Origin of the sequence: Vibrio sp. RE88, from assembly GCF_013113835.1 — a bacterium.
In the GTDB taxonomy this organism is placed as follows: domain Bacteria; phylum Pseudomonadota; class Gammaproteobacteria; order Enterobacterales; family Vibrionaceae; genus Vibrio.
Genome location: NZ_VTYQ01000009.1, coordinates 32,972 through 49,992 on the forward strand (window position 1 = coordinate 32,972; position 17,021 = coordinate 49,992).

Here is a 17,021-nt window from a genome sequence, read left to right on the forward strand (position 1 = left end):
TTTTGTCTGAAAACTGCCATAAGCGAAATGCTCACGCTAGGTCTAACGAAAAATCAGATGAAAACCAGTTTTCTACATTTAAACCAGATGTAAAAAAGGCGACTTAATGTCGCCTTGTTATCCTTTCAAGTCGTTAGTCGACTTGTTTAATCTGTAGCTCTTTTGGTACTTCAAAGAACATGTTTTCTTCACGGCCGAGTACTTCTTCGACCGAACGTGTGCCAACAAGCTCTTTGATGCGTTCCAGAATCTGATTAACCAGCTCTTCTGGCGCTGACGCCCCCGCCGTAACACCCACTTTCACCTTATCGTTAAACCATTCGGGCTCGATGTCTTCCGGGCAATCTGTCAGATACCCTGGAGTGCCCAGCTTTTCAGCCAGCTCTTTGAGACGAGTCGAGTTAGATGAGTTTTTAGAACCGACAACAATCACGACATCAACGTCTGTTGCCATTTCTCGTACGGCATCCTGACGATTCTGTGTGGCGTAACAGATATCGTCTTTGCGTGGCCCCTGAATCTCTGGGAAGACGCGACGTAGCTCAGTAATTACATCAGCGGTTTCATCTACAGACAGTGTCGTCTGACTTACGTAATGCAGATTACTCTGATCTTTGACTTTTGCTTTGAGATCGGCCACATCTGCTGGCGTTTCAACAAGGTACATACCACCTTGTTCACTGGCATACTGGCCCATTGTACCTTCGACTTCTGGGTGTCCAGCATGACCGATCAAAACCACTTCCATATGACGACGGCTTGCTCGTGCTACTTCCATATGAACTTTGGTTACCAGTGGGCAAGTCGCATCAAAGACGGTCAGATCACGTTCTTTCGCTTCTTTACGAACAGCCTGAGACACACCATGAGCAGAGAAAATCACAATATTGTCATCTGGCACTTCATGAAGCTCTTCCACAAAGATAGCGCCTCTTTGCTTAAGACCCTCGACCACAAATCGGTTGTGCACGACTTCATGACGAACATAAATCGGTGGTTGATACATTTCTAATGCACGCTCAACAATGCTGATCGCACGATCAACACCTGCACAGAAGCCACGTGGGTTGGCTAAAAGAATTTTCATTTCATTGCTCATAGTGATTATTTTATCGCTTCAGGCCGCTATTCTACTGACAAAATTTCAACTTCAAAAGTCACATCTTGCCCTGCTAGCGGGTGGTTGAAATCAACCGTCACTGAGTCACCCGCAATTTCGGTAATGATTCCAGGGATTTCCATACCATCAGGGCCAGAGAAAGCCATGATTGTGCCCACTTCAACTTCTGCATCACCAACAAATCTTGCTCGATCCATATGATGCACATTGTCTGGATTTGGCGCACCAAAGGCATCTTCCGCTTTCAGCTCAATCGCCTTTTGCTCACCCACTTCAAGTCCTAGCAAGCATTGCTCAAAGTTTTCACTTAGGCTACCGTCACCGATAACGAGCTTGGCAGGCTTACCCATGTTGTGCGTGCTATCCGCAACCGATCCATCTTTAAGTTTGATTGTAAAATGCAGCGTTACTGCGGATTCCTGGACAATAGTGGTCACAATACTGTTTCCTTGTTATTGGAGATATTGGCTTCTATTCAATAGAGGCTTCGTTATAGTAAAAAGCGCTCTCTGAATCAACAGACAGCGCTTAGGGTTATTCAAACATTATCAGCTTACGCTTTTTTTTCAGCGTCTTTTTTACGAAATCCATCAAGGATAATCATTGCAGCACCAATACAAATCGTACTGTCTGCCAAATTAAACGCTGGCCAGTGGTAGTCACCCCAGAAAAAGTCTAGGTAATCGACAACATAACCGTGTACCACACGATCAAACACGTTACCCACCGCACCACCGATGATCATGGCATAAGCCACATTGTTCCATTTCTCTTTTGCTGGCAGTTTACTCATCCAGTAAGTCAGCATAGCGGTTACCGCAAAAGCGATACCCGTAAACAACCAACGTTGCCAGCCAGCCTGATCGCTCAGAAAGCTAAATGCAGCACCGTAGTTATGTACGTAAAGCAGATTAAAGAAAGGCAGTACCTCAATACGGTTCGCCCAGCCATAACCCATGTTATCCATCACAAACAGCTTAATACCGATATCTGCTAAAAAGATAACCAATGCTAGCCACAACCAGCGCACGCCTGATTGCTTCAAAGTGAGTGCTTGTTCGCTCATAAAGTTCCTAAAAGTAGCCCCAGTAGATACTGGGGCTATATTATCTCAATAAAGTTCAACTTCTAGTTGCTATAAATTACGCGAAGCGACGTGTTTCGCCTTCACCATCAACGTTAGACACACAACGGCCACAGATCTTCTCGTGACCTTCGATTGTGCCTACGTCAGGAGTGTGGTGCCAACAACGGTCACACTTCTCGTTTTCCGTTGCTTTCACTTCAACAAACAGACCTTCAACATCAGTTGCTTGTGCCGCCTCTGACTTCTCGCTTAGAGGCTTAACAACCGCTGCTGAAGTCAGTAGTGCAAAGCGCAGCTCATCTTCAAGCTTGCTTAGTTTCGCCGCTAGTGCGTCATCAGCGTAAAGTGTCACTTCCGCTTGCAGAGAACCACCAATGGTCTTCTCTTTACGAGCATCTTCTAGCAGTTTGTTCACACCACCACGAACCGCTTGGATTTCAGTCCAGAACTCGTTGTTAAGCTCTTCGCCTTCAGCTAGACCAAACAGACCTTCGTACCACTCGCCTGTGAATACAAACTTATCGCGTTCGCCCGGCATCTCGTTCCAGATCTCGTCTGCTGTGAACGACATAATTGGCGCCATCCAACGAACAAGTGCTTCTACGATGTAGTAAAGCGCAGTCTGACAGCTACGTTGAGCGTGGCCGCCAAGTTTCGCTGTGTACTGACGATCTTTAATTACGTCTAGGTAGAATGAGCCCATTTCGATAGAGCAGAACTGCATTAAACGCTGAGTTACGGCGTGAGTATTGTACTCACCGTACGCTTTCACGATCTCTTCTTGAGCAGCCAGTGCACGACCTACAGCCCAACGGTCTAGAGCCACCATTTCTTCAGCAGGAACAAGGTCCGTTGATGGGTTGAAGCCACTTAGGTTAGCAAGGAAGAAACGCGCAGTGTTACGGATACGACGGTACGCATCTGCAGAGCGTTTTAGGATTTCATCAGAAACCGCCACTTCACCCGTGTAGTCCGTTGAAGCAACCCATAGACGCAGAATGTCAGCACCTAGCTTGTTAGTCACATCTTTTGGCGCAACCACGTTACCGATAGATTTCGACATCTTACGGCCTTGACCGTCAACCACGAAGCCGTGAGTAAGCACTTGCTTGTATGGCGCTTCGTCTTTCATCGCGATAGATGAAATTAGCGAAGATTGGAACCAACCACGGTGCTGGTCAGAGCCTTCCAAATATAGGTCTGCCGACGCGCCGTTGTACTCTTCACGAGCATCAACCACTGAGTAGTGAGTAACACCTGAATCGAACCATACGTCTAGCGTATCCAGTACTTTCTCGTACTTATCCGCTTCTTCACCTAGTAGGTCAGAGATTTCTAGATCCCACCAAGCTTGGATGCCTTTTTCTTCAACCAGCAGAGCGACTTTCTCTACTAATTCGATCGTATTTGGATGAAGCTCTGCCGTTTCTTTATGAACGAATAGAGCAATTGGCACACCCCAAGTACGTTGACGAGAGATACACCATTCTGGGCGACCTTCAATCATACCTTCGATACGGCTTTGACCCCACTCAGGCATCCACTCAACACCTTTGATTGACTCTAGTGCTTTTGCACGTAGACCCGCTTGGTCCATAGAGACGAACCACTGTGGTGTTGCACGGAAGATGATTGGCGTTTTGTGTCTCCAACAATGCGGGTAGCTGTGCTCGTAAGCGTGGTGATGTAGAAGCGCGCCTTTCTCTTTTAGCGTCTCAACAACTGCATCGTTCGCTTTGAATACGTGTTGACCAGCAAACAGCTCAGTATCCGGCAGGTAAACGCCGTTTGAACCTACTGGGTTAGCCACTTCTAGGTTGTACTTGTTACCGACCGCAAAGTCTTCTTGACCGTGGCCAGGTGCAGTGTGAACCACACCAGTACCAGAATCCGTTGTTACGTGATCGCCAAGGATCGCAGGAACAGTGAAATCGTAGAACGGGTGGTTAAACTGAGATAGCTCAAGATCGCTACCTTTGGCAAAACCAAGGTTATGGAAGTGCTCGATACCCGCACGATCCATCACGTCTTTCGCTAGCTCAGAAGCAACGATGATTCGCTCTTTAGAATCGCCTTCTACTTGAATTAATACGTACTCTAGATCATCACGTAGACAGACTGCGCGGTTCGCTGGCAGTGTCCATGGTGTGGTGGTCCAGATAACGATAGAGATATCGCCTTCACCTTCATGACCTTCGTTCAATGAGAACTTAGAGAGAAGCGCTGCTTCATCTGTCGCTTTAAAGCGCACGTCGATAGATGGCGATACTTTATCTTTGTACTCTACTTCTGCTTCTGCAAGCGCAGAGCCACAGTCTGTACACCAGTGAACAGGTTTGAAACCTTTTAGTAAGTGGCCATTGTCAGCAATCTTACCTAGAGCACGGATGATGTTTGCTTCAGTAGCAAAATCCATAGTGCGGTAAGGCTTATCCCACTCACCCATGATACCAAGGCGTTTGAAGCTCTCTTTTTGACCTTCAACCTGACCCGCAGCATAGTCACGACATTTCTGACGGAACTCAGCCGCTGTCACTTTTTGACCTGGCTTACCAACCTTTTTCTCTACCATTAATTCAATAGGTAGACCGTGGCAGTCCCAGCCAGGAATGTAAGGAGCGTCAAAACCTGAAAGTGTTTTGGATTTAATAATAATGTCTTTAAGAATCTTGTTTAGTGCGTGACCAATATGAATGTCACCGTTGGCGTATGGAGGGCCATCGTGTAGAACGAAAGATTTTTTGCCTTTCTTCGCTTTACGGATTTCGCCGTAAAGGTCTTCTTTATACCAACGCTTAAGCATTTCTGGCTCGCGGTTCGCCAGATTGCCGCGCATCGGAAACCCTGTTTCAGGAAGGTTCAGGGTATCTTTATACTCACTCATCGATTCTTAATTCCGTTGTGTTGGGCGAATGTTAGACATTATGCCAAGCGGTGGACTAGACCGTTTAGCGATTACGCTGAAGCAGCCACACCCTTGCTGCTTCAGCATCCAATTCAATTTGTTGTTTCAATGCTTCAAATGAGTCAAATTTATGCTCATCGCGAAGCTTATGTAAAAGTACAATTTCTAGCTGCTTGCCATATAAATTGGCTTGAAAGTCAAACAAATGTACTTCTAGTTGCTGGCGAACCCCGTTCACGGTTGGCCGGTTGCCAATATTTGCTACGCCCCCAATCGGTTTGCCTCCAAGGCCTAAGGCCTCAACGACATAAACGCCCGATACAGGTGACACGCAACGCTTCAGTGGGATATTCGCGGTAGGAAAACCAATGGTTCTTCCTAACTTACGACCGTGTGATACTCGACCACTGATGCTGTAATCTCGACCCAGCATTTCTGCTGCTGAGTTCAACTCATCGCTTGCCAATGCTTCGCGTATCGCAGTACTGCTGACACGCAATTGCTCAAGACAGAAACTTTGTGTGCTCACCACTTCAAAACCGTGTTTTTCACCGGCTTCTTTGAGCATCTTGAAGTTGCCTTTGCGGCCTTTGCCAAAGCAGAAATCATCACCAACGACGAGAAACTTAACACCCAATCGCTTCACCAACAAGTCGCTAATAAACTCGTCTGGAGTCTGATTAGCAAAGCGCTTGTTGAAATTCACACAAAGTAAGCGTTCTATGTTCAATTTGCTCAGTTGAACAAATTTGTCTCTCAACCGAGTTAATCGTGCTGGTGCTTTCTCTTTTGCAAACAATTCCAAAGGTTGAGGTTCAAAAGTCATGACCGTTGCAGGTAAGCCTAATTTAGCTGCCTGTTCAGACACTTGACGCAGTACTGCTTGGTGACCCAAATGCACACCGTCGAAGTTTCCTATCGTCAGGACACACCCTGAATGGTGTGCTTTGATATTGTGAATACCTCGGATCAATTCCATTGGAAGCTTCTAATTCCTGTCTCTTTTATTATTAGCAAAGCGTGAAACTGACGGATTATATACTAATCCTACTTATTCTGTCGCTGCTTTTAAATCTTTTAAACGCACACCCATTATGAGGAGCGATATCAGGTAAACACCAGCACCTAATCCAATCAAAATGGTCAGTGACATCACTCGCTCAAACAGGCTCCACGTCAGCCACACCGACATCTCTTCCAATTGCCAAAGAATCGCTGCCACCATCAGCCCTCCAGCAACAGCCAGCTTAGTCACAAAGACCACCGTGCGGCGCGTCAGCTTGTAAACACCCGCTACGTGTAAACCTCTATACAATAGAGACATGTTAACAAACGCAGACAATGCCGTTGCGATTGCCAAACCAACATAACCATAGAACCAAGCAAAGATGGCGTTAAAGACCATGTTGGTCACCATGGCAATGATGCCATATTTGACTGGTGTTTTAGTGTCTTGGCGAGAGTAATACCCCGGCGCTAGCACTTTGATCAACATAAAGTTGAGCAAGCCAGAGGCATAAGCAACCAGAGACATCGAAGCAAACTGGACGTCCTGTGGGCTGAACTCACCGCGCATAAACAGCACCATCAGCATAGGTTTCGCCAATACCATCAAACCAAGCATCGCGGGAATACCAAGCAATGTCACCATGCGGACTCCCCAATCCATCGTGTGTGAGAAACCATCACTGTGGGAATCGACATGCTTGCGTGATAGTGCCGGCAAAATGACCGTTGCGATGGCAATACCAAACAATCCGAGCGGAAATTCCAACAGGCGATCAGAATAGTAGAGCCAACTGATAGAGCCTGTCTGAAGGAAACTGGCAATAAAGGTATCAAACAGCAAATTGATCTGACTGACCGATACACCGAACAAAGCGGGAATCATAAGGGTGCGGATTTTCACTACCCCTGGGTCACGCCATCCCCATTGAGGCTTAACCATGACGCCTGCTTTAATAAGGAAAGGGATCTGGAACAAGAACTGAACCAAGCCACCAAGGAATACCCCAATAGCAAGACCGATTTCAGGCTGCGCCATATTCGGCGAAATAAACCACGCCGCGAGGATGATCATGACGTTGAGAAACACTGGCGTAAAAGACGACACCGCGAACTTACCCATGGTATTAAGAATCGCACCAGATAACGCGACAAAAGTAATGAACCATAAATAAGGAAAGGTGATCTTGAGGATGAAGCTCGCCAATTCAAACTTTTCAGCCGATGGCCCACCGTTCATCCAGTCAAGGAACCAGCCAAAGCCAAATAGTGCCGTGACCACACCAGAACCTAAAACTCCGAGCACCGTAACAATTGAGACAAGTACACCTAAAGTACCCGCAGCTCTGGCAATCAACTGACGGGTTTTATCCATATCGCCTGCGGCATGGTACTCGGTCAATACTGGTACAAATGCCTGAGAAAACGCCCCTTCAGCAAACAGGCGGCGTAAGAAATTCGGAATTTTATTGGCAAAGAAGAAGACGTCAGCACTGGCGCCCGCCCCCATCAAATTCGCCACTACTACATCGCGCACTAAACCAAGCACACGAGAAATCAAAGTCATAGCACTAACAATCAGGCCTGACTTGAGCAGACGTTTACTCACAGCTACCTCGGGAATCCTGCAATACTTTCAATAAGGCTCCACTCTATGACAGGAATGTCAGGGCTAGAGCAGATTAGTATTAGCAATGAAAAAAAAATACTGATAGAATCCCCGCCATCTTAACCGTGAAGACCTATCTAATCCAAAATTTGTTTGGCTCCGATTGGTTTTTACACAAATCATTTGACATTTAAGCGCAAATGAGGGATATTCCTCGCCCTTAAATTGTCACCGAACTTAAGTTTTTGGGAGTTAGACCCTTGGCAAATAGTAAATCTGCTAAGAAGCGCGCTATCCAAGCTGAGAAACGTCGCCAGCACAACGCTAGCCGTCGTTCTATGATGCGCACTTACATGAAGAAAACTGTTGCTGCTATTGAAGCAGGCGACAAAGAAGCTGCAACTGCTGCATTCGCTGTAGTTACACCTATCCTAGACCGTATGGCAACTAAAGGCCTTATTCACAAGAATAAAGCAGCTCGTCATAAGTCTCGTTTCGCTGCTGCAATCAAAGCTCTTTAATAGAACTCTGATTCCCCAGTGAAGAAAAAACCGGCTAACGCCGGTTTTTTTATATCTCAAATTCAGTGCTGACGAGCTGCTTAAGCCCTCGACATCATGTCTAATCCATCACTTCACTGCAGTATAAGCTGTGCAATAGATGGATCATCGACTTCACTTCTTCACTACTCAATGTATAAAACACGGTTTGTGCTTCTTTACGCGTATTCACCAAGCCATCGCGGCGCAACCAGGCTAAATGTTGCGACAATGCAGACTGACTCAGCTCGAGCTTGCTGCACAATTCCCCTACTGACAATTCTTGGTTATGCAATAAGCATAAAATCTGCAAGCGTCTCTCATTCGCCATCGCTTTCAGTAGTACCACCGCTTTGGCAGAATTCTTTTCCATTTCTTGTAAATTCATCGGCTAGTACCCCTTGAAACAACAAAACATCAACAAATCTCAGCCTGCAATTTATAAATTGATACATTTATAGCTGATACTAATCTATTTGCATCCAGTAATCTATTTGTAGAAATGAAAAAGGTTCTCACTGGAAGAGATTCGTGAAGTCTGCATCACAGACGTTCTTCACCGCTGGGTGTTGAATCATTCGTTCAGCAAAAATGACGTAATATTCCTCTTTAAGTTCATCTATGTGACCAATCAACTGCAAAGGCAAATCGCTTTCTACTTCTGACACGTATAAAGAAGGCGCAAGAAAGATGACATCATGATGGTAGCGAGCAAATGACTTCATTAAAGCAACGTCATCAAACTCCCCCAGAATATTCGGTTGAAGCCCTTGCCTATCAAACCATTGTAAGACTTTACGCCCCATTGCAGTGCGGCTACCCGGGATCAGCAGTTTTCTTTGCTCCAATACCGCGGGGAAACGCGCCTGATCCACATTGCCGCTAGAGAAAAAACTCATATTGCACTCTCCCAGTTTTTTACTGTACAAACCTGGGCTTTGGCTAGAGTCGACCGGACAATCAGACAGAATCATATCTAATTTGTGTTGAGCAAGCTGCTCAAGCAGCATTTCGTGCGTTGATTCGAAGCAGCGTAGATGAATGCTGTTGTCGGGTGGCACAGTGGTCATTAAAATCTTACTGACCAAGCGTTTCGATAAGGCATCCGCCACCCCCACATCAAACAGAATATTAGAGCGTTGGCTATAGTTGACGATATCCAGCATCTCATAACTCAGGCCGAACATACGGTCAGCGTATTTAAACACTAGCTGACCGAGCTCCGTAGGTTCAATACTTCTGCCATTTCTCTTAGTCAGCTTGCCATCCATTCGCTCTTCCAGCGCTTTGATCTGTCCTGTTACCGTTTGAGGAGTAAGGAACAAAGCATCGGCCGCTTTGGTCACTGAGCCTTGTTTACACACCATCCAAAAATAATAAAGATGGTTGTAATTTAAGTGCGACATGAAAAATCTCTCTGTATTACATATGGCTATGGTTATAGCAGAACCTTCAGATGACAACAATAACTCGAAAAAACCTTTCCTTTACCAAAAAATAGATGGTTTTACCGAAATCTTGAAAAAGTTATATGACAACCTTGTGTCACACTCGCTGGCTAAAAATTGCGATTTTGTGAAACAAACCCTCTTTCGCCACAAATTTTAACCCTTCAAAAATCCGCAAATATACTCTTTAACATCAGCAACTTATGCAACATGTAAACCTAATAATACATGCTCTAAATCCGTGTCCAGATAAAAAAAATTCTATTACACACAACTGTAATATTAATGAAATATTTACCCTCTAGTATCGCCCACAGTTTCAACAACCGACCAATACAAACTTAATACGGTCCACGGAGAAAAATTATGAACCAAGCTACTACTACAGCGGCGCCTATATCGAGCACTACTCGCTGGTTACGCTGGGCTAACTTGGCATTCATGTTATATCTACTGCTTCTAGCAGTATCTATGGTAGGCAGTGGCTTCAAATGGGCGACAGGCGATCAAGCTAAAGTCTTGTTCGAATTCGCGTCTCACCCAGTAGCAGGCTTGATGATCGGTCTTGTCGCAACCGCTCTTATTCAATCTTCTAGCACAGTGACTTCTATCATCGTTGGCCTAGTAGCTGGCGGTCTGCCGGTAGAAACCGCGATCCCAATGATCATGGGTGCAAACATAGGTACTACGGTAACCAATACATTGGTTTCCCTTGGTCACATTCGTAATAAAGAAGAGTTCAAACGTGCTTTTGCAAGTGCGACGATTCACGACTTCTTTAACCTTCTGGCCGTTGCTATCTTCCTACCGCTGGAAATGATGTTTGGCATCCTAGCGAAGATTTCTCATTGGTTGGTGTCACCATTCCTAGCGACTGGCGACATGAGCATGAAAGGTCTGAACTTCATCAAACCAATCACTAAGCCTGTTGTAAACGCAGTGAAAGAGCCTCTTGCTACATTTGGTGATACTGTCGGTGGCGTACTTCTTATCGTTATTGGTATCGCAACCATCTTCGTTGCTATCACTGTGATGGGTAAACTGATGAAGAGCCTAATGGTTGGCCGTGCTCGTGAAATTCTAAAGAGCGCTATTGGTCGTGGCCCAATTCACGGTATTTTCTCTGGCTCTGTGGTTACTGTTCTGGTTCAGTCTTCATCGACAACCACCAGCCTAATGGTTCCACTTGTTGGCTCAGGTGTACTGAAAGTTCGTGACGTATACCCGTTCACACTAGGTGCCAACATCGGTACATGTATTACTGCCCTATTGGCGGCAACAGCAGCATCAGGTGAGTTCGCAGTATTCGCGCTACAAATTGCTTTGGTACACCTAGCGTTCAACATCCTAGCCACAGTCTTTATCTTTGGTATTCCGTTCCTACGTGAACTACCAGTTAAAGCCGCTGACATCATCTCTGATATGGCAGTGAAGAACAAAGCTGTAGTGGCTGGTTACCTTATTGCGGTATTCCTTGTACTGCCAGGTAGCATCCTAGCGCTGACTGCTTAATTCGAAGAACCATCGCTTATTCAAAGCCCGCAACCCAGGTTGCGGGCTTTTTGTTTGTCTACGCTTCGCTGATGAAGAAGGATACGGGAACGGGTTTCATCCTTCGGAGAGCTAGAGAACTGGAGAGCTAAGTTGTGGTTAAGCAGTCAACTCTAATTTTCCTTGGGGCGAAGCTCGATTCTGCTCTCCAACGGCAAAACGTTCCATAAGGTGCTGCCCGTTCTTTCTCATACAAAAAAGCCGCCCTGTGATAGGCGGCTTTTTAACAACTCGTGCTGATTACACTGAGAATGGGTACTGGATTGGGTCATGGTGCTCGTAGCCCTCAACCGAGAAATCATCCAGTGTGACCCAAGTTTCCAAATCTTCCAGAGACTTGATATCAGGGTTGATATGGAACCTAGGCGATGCCAAAGGTTCTCTCTTTAACTGAACGTCACGCATCAACTCAAGCTGATCTTCATAGATGTGAGCGTTCACTATCTTGTGGTAAGCCAGCCCCGGTTTTTTGCCTGTAATCTGAGCCATAATAGCCAAGAACACGTACACCTGAACCATGTTGAAATTCAGGCCAAGAGGCACATCACATGAGCGCTGAGTACTGTTGAGGTAAAGCGTATCACCTAACAACGAGAAGTGATGACTATACATGCAAGGGCGTAAGCACCCCATATGGAACTCACCTGGGTTGTAGAAGTTGAGGATTTCGCCGCGGTCATCAACCCCACGAGTTAAGTCATCAACAATCTTACGTAGCTGGTCGATATGCCCACCGTCAGGCTTAGCCCAAGCACGCCCCTGAACACCATAAACGCGGCCCATGTCGTCCTCACCTTTTCGATAAGGGTTATTGAGCCAAGCTTGGTTTAAGTTTGCATTCGCGTCCCAAGTTTTGGTACCGAGCTTGCGAAAATCTTCCGCACTGTCGTAACCACGAATATAGCCGAGCAACTCAGCCACCGCGGCTTTCCAAAAGCTTTTACGTGTTGTCACTAATGGGAACTGGTTGTGGCCAACATCGTAAGTCAGATCAGCGTTGATGACCGTCAGGCAGCGTTTGCCTGTACGTTCGTTTTCAATCCACTCACCTTGCTCAACAATTCGCTGACAGAGATCTAAATACTGTTTCACACCCGTTCCTTACTTCGTTTGTTGTGGAATTTCATCTTTGTAATGACCACGCTTGTAAGCCCATACCATCATCAGAATACCAACGATAACCATAGGTAGAGATAGGATCTGTCCCATAGAGATAAATCCACCGAACAAACCAAGATGGGCATCAGGCTCACGAACGTATTCGACAAGGAAACGGAATGTACCATATCCTGCTAAAAATAGCCCTGAGACCGCACCGAGAGGGCGTGGCTTTTTGATGAACCAATTAAGGATGAAGAACAACACAACGCCTTCAAGAAGCATTTCATACAGTTGAGATGGATGGCGAGGCAAAGGGCCGCCATTAGGAAAGACAATCGCCCATGGCACATCCGTCACTCGGCCCCATAATTCACTGTTCATGAAGTTACCTAAGCGCCCCATTCCGAGACCAAACGGTACTAATGGCGCGATAAAGTCAGCGACGCCGAAGAAAGTACGACCATTCTTCTTGGCATACCAGAACATTGCCGTGATGACCCCGAGCAGTCCACCGTGGAATGACATGCCTCCAGTCCACACTTTGAATAGGTACAGAGGGTCTTGGAGGAACAAATCAAAGTTATAGAAAATAACGTAACCGACTCGTCCGCCGATCACTACCCCAAGGAAACCAGCAAACAGCAGATCGGAGACTTGCTCTCGCGTCCATCCACTGTCTGGCTTATCTGCTCGTCGATTCGCTAGCCACAACGCAAACGCAAAACCAACCAGGTACATCAGCCCATACCAGCGAATTGACAGTGGACCAATCGAAACCAGAACAGGATCGATATTAGGAAATTCAAGGTATCCCTGAGACATAGAATAATTACTCTTTTGGTATTCAGATAATTAGATGAGAGTCCATTACAGCAACATAGTTCCGGCAACAAAGACTAAAAAGACTGCAAAGATTTTTTTCAATGTTGCCGTCGGTAAGGAAGTCGCCAATTTAGCGCCGATGCGAGTCGTCAACATGGATGTCGAAGCAATGGCAGCCAGTGCTGGCACATAAACATATCCCAAACTGTAAGCTGGCAATGATTGTGCCTGATAACCATGCAAGATGAAACCAATCATACCTGAGATGGCGATAAAGCAACCGCAGACTGAAGAAGAGCCGACCGCTTTGCGCATTTCAATGCCGTGTCGATTAAGAAATGGCACAGACAACGATCCGCCTCCGATGCCCGCGAGGCTCGACACCATACCAATCCCTGTGCCAATCGCTACGGTGGCACCGTTGCCGGGCATGCTTTTCTGACTCTTGCGTTTTATCGAAAATAGCATTTGCACCGCTAAGCACAGCACTATCACGCCAAACACTTTCGGTAGGTACTGCGAAGGGATCCATTCAGCGACATTCGCGCCGAGAAAACCGCCAACCACCACACCGGGCATCAGCCATTTCACCACATACATATCCACATTACCGAGTTTGAAGTGGTTAAGTGCCGAAGAACCTGAAGTGACAATAATGGAAGCCAGAGAGGTCGCCAAAGCGATTTGCATACTGATCGCGGGATCGATTCCAGCCATTGGTAGCAAGAAGAGCAACGCTGGTACCACAATCAAACCACCACCGATGCCAAGCAGCCCTGCCATCACCCCAACAATACCGCCAAGAAGGAGCAGCAAGACTAAAAATTCAATATTCACGTTTTTCCTTATCGTTTACCAGCTCGGATAAAGCCTGCAAAGCCTTTCTCCTCAAAGAAAGTTTGCATCATAGTATAAATGTCATTGCCATAAGGCTGCATCAGCGCTTTGTCAGCAAGTTCACGTAATTCTGAACTATCGGTATGACGCAGCAAGTATTTCACTTTGGCAACATTGGACGTGTTCATACTCAAGCTACGATAGCCCAGCCCCACCATGAGAAGCGCGCCGATAGGGTCACCCGCTAATTCACCACAAATACACACGGGCAGTTGAAGTTGCTGGCAAGTTTGCTGGATATGATCCAGTGCCATGATCACAGCAGGATGCATCGACTCATACACATCCGAGACTCGTGCATTGTTGCGATCCACGGCAAGTAAGTATTGCGTCAGATCGTTCGTACCAATAGAAACAAAATCCACCTTTTCCGCAATCAGCGGCAACAGATAAATCATTGACGGCACTTCGATCATCACGCCAATGGCTGGCATTTTAACTCGTTCATCCAATTCTGCGACTTCTTGATGGGCACGTTCAATCAGATCAATCGCATCATCCAATTCTTGAGCCCCTGATACCATTGGCAGCAAGATGCTCAGATTATCGTGCTCAGCACTGGCTCGCATCATGGCGCGAATTTGCATCAGGAAGATATCAGGATGATCAAGCGTGAAACGAATACCGCGCCAACCAAGGAAAGGGTTGTCTTCTTCAATTGGCAGGTATGGCAGCGCTTTATCTCCACCAACATCAAGTGTACGCATGACTACGCGCTTGTCGGGGTATGTATTCAGCACTGACTGATACTGGAGAGTTTGTTCGTCTTCAGAAGGAAAACGATGTTGGAGCAAAAAAGAAATTTCGGTCCGATATAGGCCAACCCCATCGACCCCTTGATTCACAGCAATGTTCGCATCCGCACTCAAACCAGCGTTGAGCATGACTTCAATACGCACATCATCGCTGGTGCACGCGGGTTCAAGAATTCGCTGGTTGACCATTGTCGCCAGCTCGCTCTCTTCATGCGCCAGTTCGCGATACTCTTTGAGTAGCTGCTTACCCGGTGAGACAAAAATCTTACCGCTGTATCCGTCGACGATGCCACGTTTGCCATTAACTGGCTTAGGGTTGAGTGTCACCCCCATCACAGCGGGAATGCCCAGCGCACGAGACAAAATGGCCGCGTGAGAGTTTGCTGCCCCTTCAAGAGAAACCACCGCGAGGAGTTTTTCCTTAGGAATAGAAGCCAGCAAGGTAGCCGTTAACTCGCGCACAACCAATATGACGGGCTTTTCGATAGAAGGCTGATCTTTCTCGGTATTGTGGAGGAAGAACAATAAACGTTGACCGAGCTCTTTTATGTCCTGAGCACGCTCTCTGAGATACACATCTGACATGCGAGCAAAACGGTTAGAGTAGCTCTCAACCACTTGCCTCAATGCCCAATCAGCCCGATCCCCTTTTTGGATCTGCGTTTTAAGGTCCTTGCGTAACATCGGATCATTCAGCAGGTGCGTAAACAGATCAAATATCGCTAAGGTATCTTTGTTGATTTCGCTATCGAGCTTTTTACGCATACGGCGAAAATCGCTCAATGCATCTTCAATTGCTAGCAGCAGCCATTCTTGTTCACGTTCAATGTCCAAGGTCGATGCCGGATAGACATCCGCTAAATCTGGTTGAGTGTCATCCCACCAGAACTCACCGATAGCCACACCAGAAGATGCTGGGATACCTTTGATGGTATGCAGTTTCTTCTCTAGGCGCCAATGTCCCTGAGTTTGAGCATGAGCAATGATCACCGCTAGCTGAGCAGCTAATGTGACCAGAAAGGACTCTTCCATCTCATCAAACTGACGCGGTTGCTTTTGCTGGACCACCAGTACACCGAGCACCTGCTTACGATAGATGATCGGGGTGCCCAAAAAGCTCTGATAGACCTCTTCGCCAAGTTGGGAGAAATATTTGAAATTCGGATGCCGAGAGGCTTCGGCAAGATTGAGCGGCTCAGCGCTGCGTTTGACCAGACCGACCAAACCTTCGCTGAAGTTGATGTGGATTTTGTTGCCTTTGAAACGCAAGCCTTGAGTCGCCATCAACTCAAGGCGCTGCATCTCTTCGTTAGCAAGATAGACGGTGCAACACTCCGTACTCATCGCGCTGCATGTTTGCTTAACTAAAACCTTCAATGCCTGATGCACATCTTCGACTTTAGATACCTGTTCAACTATGTCCCTTAGTTGAGAAAGCATGTCTATCCTCTTCTGTGTTTACGCTTACCCTTAGCTCTGCGCTCTTTAAACGGCATCGCTACAGAGGCGAATTCTTTCATTGCTCGACGGTATACATCGCGCTTAAAAGACACCACTTGCCTGACTGGATACCAATAACTTACCCAACGCCAACCATCAAATTCAGGGGAATTTCCTCGCTGCATATTAATTCGTGATTCATCACAATCCAGACGAAGAAGGAACCATTTCTGTTTTTGTCCGATACAGACAGGCTTTGAATCCCAGCGCACTAATCGCTTTGGTAGTTTGTACCTTAACCAATGACGGCTAGTTGCCACAATTTTTACGTCTTTTTTTGTAAGACCAACCTCTTCATATAGCTCGCGAAACATTGCCTGCTCAGGCGTTTCGCCGTCATCAATTCCCCCTTGAGGAAATTGCCAAGAATGTTGCCCGTATCGTTTAGCCCAGAAGACCTGACCATGGTTGTTACAGATTACAATTCCCACATTTAAGCGGTAACCATCGCCATCTATCACTGGCCAACCTCTAATAAATTCTTAATTACAGTGATTTTTCCACATATCCCCAGATGTAGCAAACTTACTAGTGTGACTGATACGTAAAATATGGCGTAACTTAGTCTTTATGGATAACTTTTAACCCGAAACGCGGTTATTCACATAAAGGTGAGACATAGTCCACATTTATTCACCTTTTCTGTGCATAACCATGTGAAGAATCTTAGAGAAAGTGATCG

At 46.4% G+C, this 17,021-nt stretch carries 15 protein-coding genes; 2 read left to right on the forward strand and 13 right to left on the reverse strand.

The window, feature by feature from the left end; all coding sequences use genetic code 11:
• Positions 1-133: 133 nt before the first annotated feature.
• The 6 genes from ispH to murJ all read right to left on the reverse strand — a co-directional run bounded on the left by ispH (position 134) and on the right by murJ (position 7,726).
• Positions 134-1,099, reverse strand: a complete 966-nt coding sequence (gene ispH, locus F0265_RS19720) for a 4-hydroxy-3-methylbut-2-enyl diphosphate reductase (protein ID WP_029236227.1) — start codon at positions 1,097-1,099, stop codon at positions 134-136.
• A gap of 26 nt (positions 1,100-1,125) precedes the next feature.
• The gene (fkpB, locus tag F0265_RS19725) at positions 1,126-1,557 is read right to left on the reverse strand and encodes an FKBP-type peptidyl-prolyl cis-trans isomerase (protein WP_006957709.1); all 432 of its coding nucleotides are present in this window, start codon (positions 1,555-1,557) and stop codon (positions 1,126-1,128) included.
• Positions 1,558-1,673: 116 nt separating this feature from the next.
• Positions 1,674-2,186 (reverse strand): signal peptidase II, encoded by a 513-nt coding sequence (lspA, locus tag F0265_RS19730; protein WP_006957711.1) that lies wholly within the window; start codon positions 2,184-2,186, stop codon positions 1,674-1,676.
• A 76-nt stretch (positions 2,187-2,262) separates the two neighbouring features.
• Positions 2,263-5,091, reverse strand: a complete 2,829-nt coding sequence (gene ileS / locus F0265_RS19735; protein WP_171750099.1) for an isoleucine--tRNA ligase — start codon at positions 5,089-5,091, stop codon at positions 2,263-2,265.
• A 64-nt stretch (positions 5,092-5,155) separates the two neighbouring features.
• Entirely contained in the window at positions 5,156-6,091 is a 936-nt protein-coding gene (gene ribF, locus F0265_RS19740; protein ID WP_045985449.1) for a bifunctional riboflavin kinase/FAD synthetase, read from the reverse strand.
• 72 nt (positions 6,092-6,163) lie between these two features.
• Positions 6,164-7,726 carry a murein biosynthesis integral membrane protein MurJ gene (gene murJ / locus F0265_RS19745; RefSeq protein ID WP_171750100.1) on the reverse strand — a complete coding sequence of 521 codons (1,563 nt, stop codon included), beginning with the start codon at positions 7,724-7,726 and terminating at the stop codon, positions 6,164-6,166.
• A 260-nt stretch (positions 7,727-7,986) separates the two neighbouring features.
• Between murJ and rpsT the strand changes: the two genes are divergently transcribed.
• Positions 7,987-8,247: a 30S ribosomal protein S20 gene (gene rpsT, locus F0265_RS19750; RefSeq protein ID WP_006957718.1), complete on the forward strand. Its 261-nt coding sequence runs from the start codon at positions 7,987-7,989 to the stop codon at positions 8,245-8,247.
• 100 nt (positions 8,248-8,347) lie between these two features.
• On the opposite strand, the gene F0265_RS19755 is transcribed toward rpsT, so the two are convergent.
• On the reverse strand, positions 8,348-8,653 hold the full coding sequence (locus tag F0265_RS19755) for a metalloregulator ArsR/SmtB family transcription factor (protein WP_043006907.1): 306 nt from the start codon (positions 8,651-8,653) through the stop codon (positions 8,348-8,350).
• A 127-nt stretch (positions 8,654-8,780) separates the two neighbouring features.
• Positions 8,781-9,671: a transcriptional activator NhaR gene (nhaR, locus tag F0265_RS19760; RefSeq protein ID WP_171750101.1), complete on the reverse strand. Its 891-nt coding sequence runs from the start codon at positions 9,669-9,671 to the stop codon at positions 8,781-8,783.
• 405 nt (positions 9,672-10,076) lie between these two features.
• Between nhaR and F0265_RS19765 the strand changes: the two genes are divergently transcribed.
• Positions 10,077-11,225, forward strand: coding sequence for a Na/Pi symporter (locus F0265_RS19765; RefSeq protein ID WP_327196809.1), 1,149 nt, complete (start codon positions 10,077-10,079; stop codon positions 11,223-11,225).
• A 279-nt stretch (positions 11,226-11,504) separates the two neighbouring features.
• On the opposite strand, the gene F0265_RS19770 is transcribed toward F0265_RS19765, so the two are convergent.
• From F0265_RS19770 to rppH, 5 genes are read right to left on the reverse strand one after another with little or no spacing between them, the layout of a single operon-like run.
• The gene (locus F0265_RS19770; RefSeq protein ID WP_043006906.1) at positions 11,505-12,356 is read right to left on the reverse strand and encodes a thymidylate synthase; all 852 of its coding nucleotides are present in this window, start codon (positions 12,354-12,356) and stop codon (positions 11,505-11,507) included.
• Positions 12,357-12,365: 9 nt separating this feature from the next.
• Positions 12,366-13,187 (reverse strand): prolipoprotein diacylglyceryl transferase, encoded by an 822-nt coding sequence (lgt, locus tag F0265_RS19775; RefSeq protein ID WP_038513453.1) that lies wholly within the window; start codon positions 13,185-13,187, stop codon positions 12,366-12,368.
• 45 nt (positions 13,188-13,232) lie between these two features.
• Positions 13,233-14,024 carry a TSUP family transporter gene (locus F0265_RS19780; protein ID WP_171750102.1) on the reverse strand — a complete coding sequence of 264 codons (792 nt, stop codon included), beginning with the start codon at positions 14,022-14,024 and terminating at the stop codon, positions 13,233-13,235.
• Between the two features lie 8 nt (positions 14,025-14,032).
• A complete protein-coding gene (ptsP, locus tag F0265_RS19785) occupies positions 14,033-16,279 on the reverse strand; it encodes a phosphoenolpyruvate--protein phosphotransferase (RefSeq protein ID WP_171750103.1) in 2,247 nt (748 codons plus the stop codon).
• Positions 16,280-16,281: 2 nt separating this feature from the next.
• The gene (rppH, locus tag F0265_RS19790) at positions 16,282-16,800 is read right to left on the reverse strand and encodes an RNA pyrophosphohydrolase (RefSeq protein ID WP_006957734.1); all 519 of its coding nucleotides are present in this window, start codon (positions 16,798-16,800) and stop codon (positions 16,282-16,284) included.
• Positions 16,801-17,021: the final 221 nt, after the last annotated feature.

Bases quoted from the DNA above. Each gene is read 5' to 3' on its own strand.
- ribF (WP_045985449.1), bottom strand. From the start codon at position 6,091: ATGGAATTGATCCGAGGTATTCACAATATCAAAGCACACCATTCAGGG.
- F0265_RS19755 (WP_043006907.1), bottom strand. From the start codon at position 8,653: ATGAATTTACAAGAAATGGAAAAGAATTCTGCCAAAGCGGTGGTACTA.
- lgt (WP_038513453.1), bottom strand. From the start codon at position 13,187: ATGTCTCAGGGATACCTTGAATTTCCTAATATCGATCCTGTTCTGGTT.
- ptsP (WP_171750103.1), bottom strand. From the start codon at position 16,279: ATGCTTTCTCAACTAAGGGACATAGTTGAACAGGTATCTAAAGTCGAA.
- lspA (WP_006957711.1), bottom strand. From the start codon at position 2,186: ATGAGCGAACAAGCACTCACTTTGAAGCAATCAGGCGTGCGCTGGTTG.
- nhaR (WP_171750101.1), bottom strand. From the start codon at position 9,671: ATGTCGCACTTAAATTACAACCATCTTTATTATTTTTGGATGGTGTGT.
- ispH (WP_029236227.1), bottom strand. From the start codon at position 1,099: ATGAGCAATGAAATGAAAATTCTTTTAGCCAACCCACGTGGCTTCTGT.
- ileS (WP_171750099.1), bottom strand. From the start codon at position 5,091: ATGAGTGAGTATAAAGATACCCTGAACCTTCCTGAAACAGGGTTTCCG.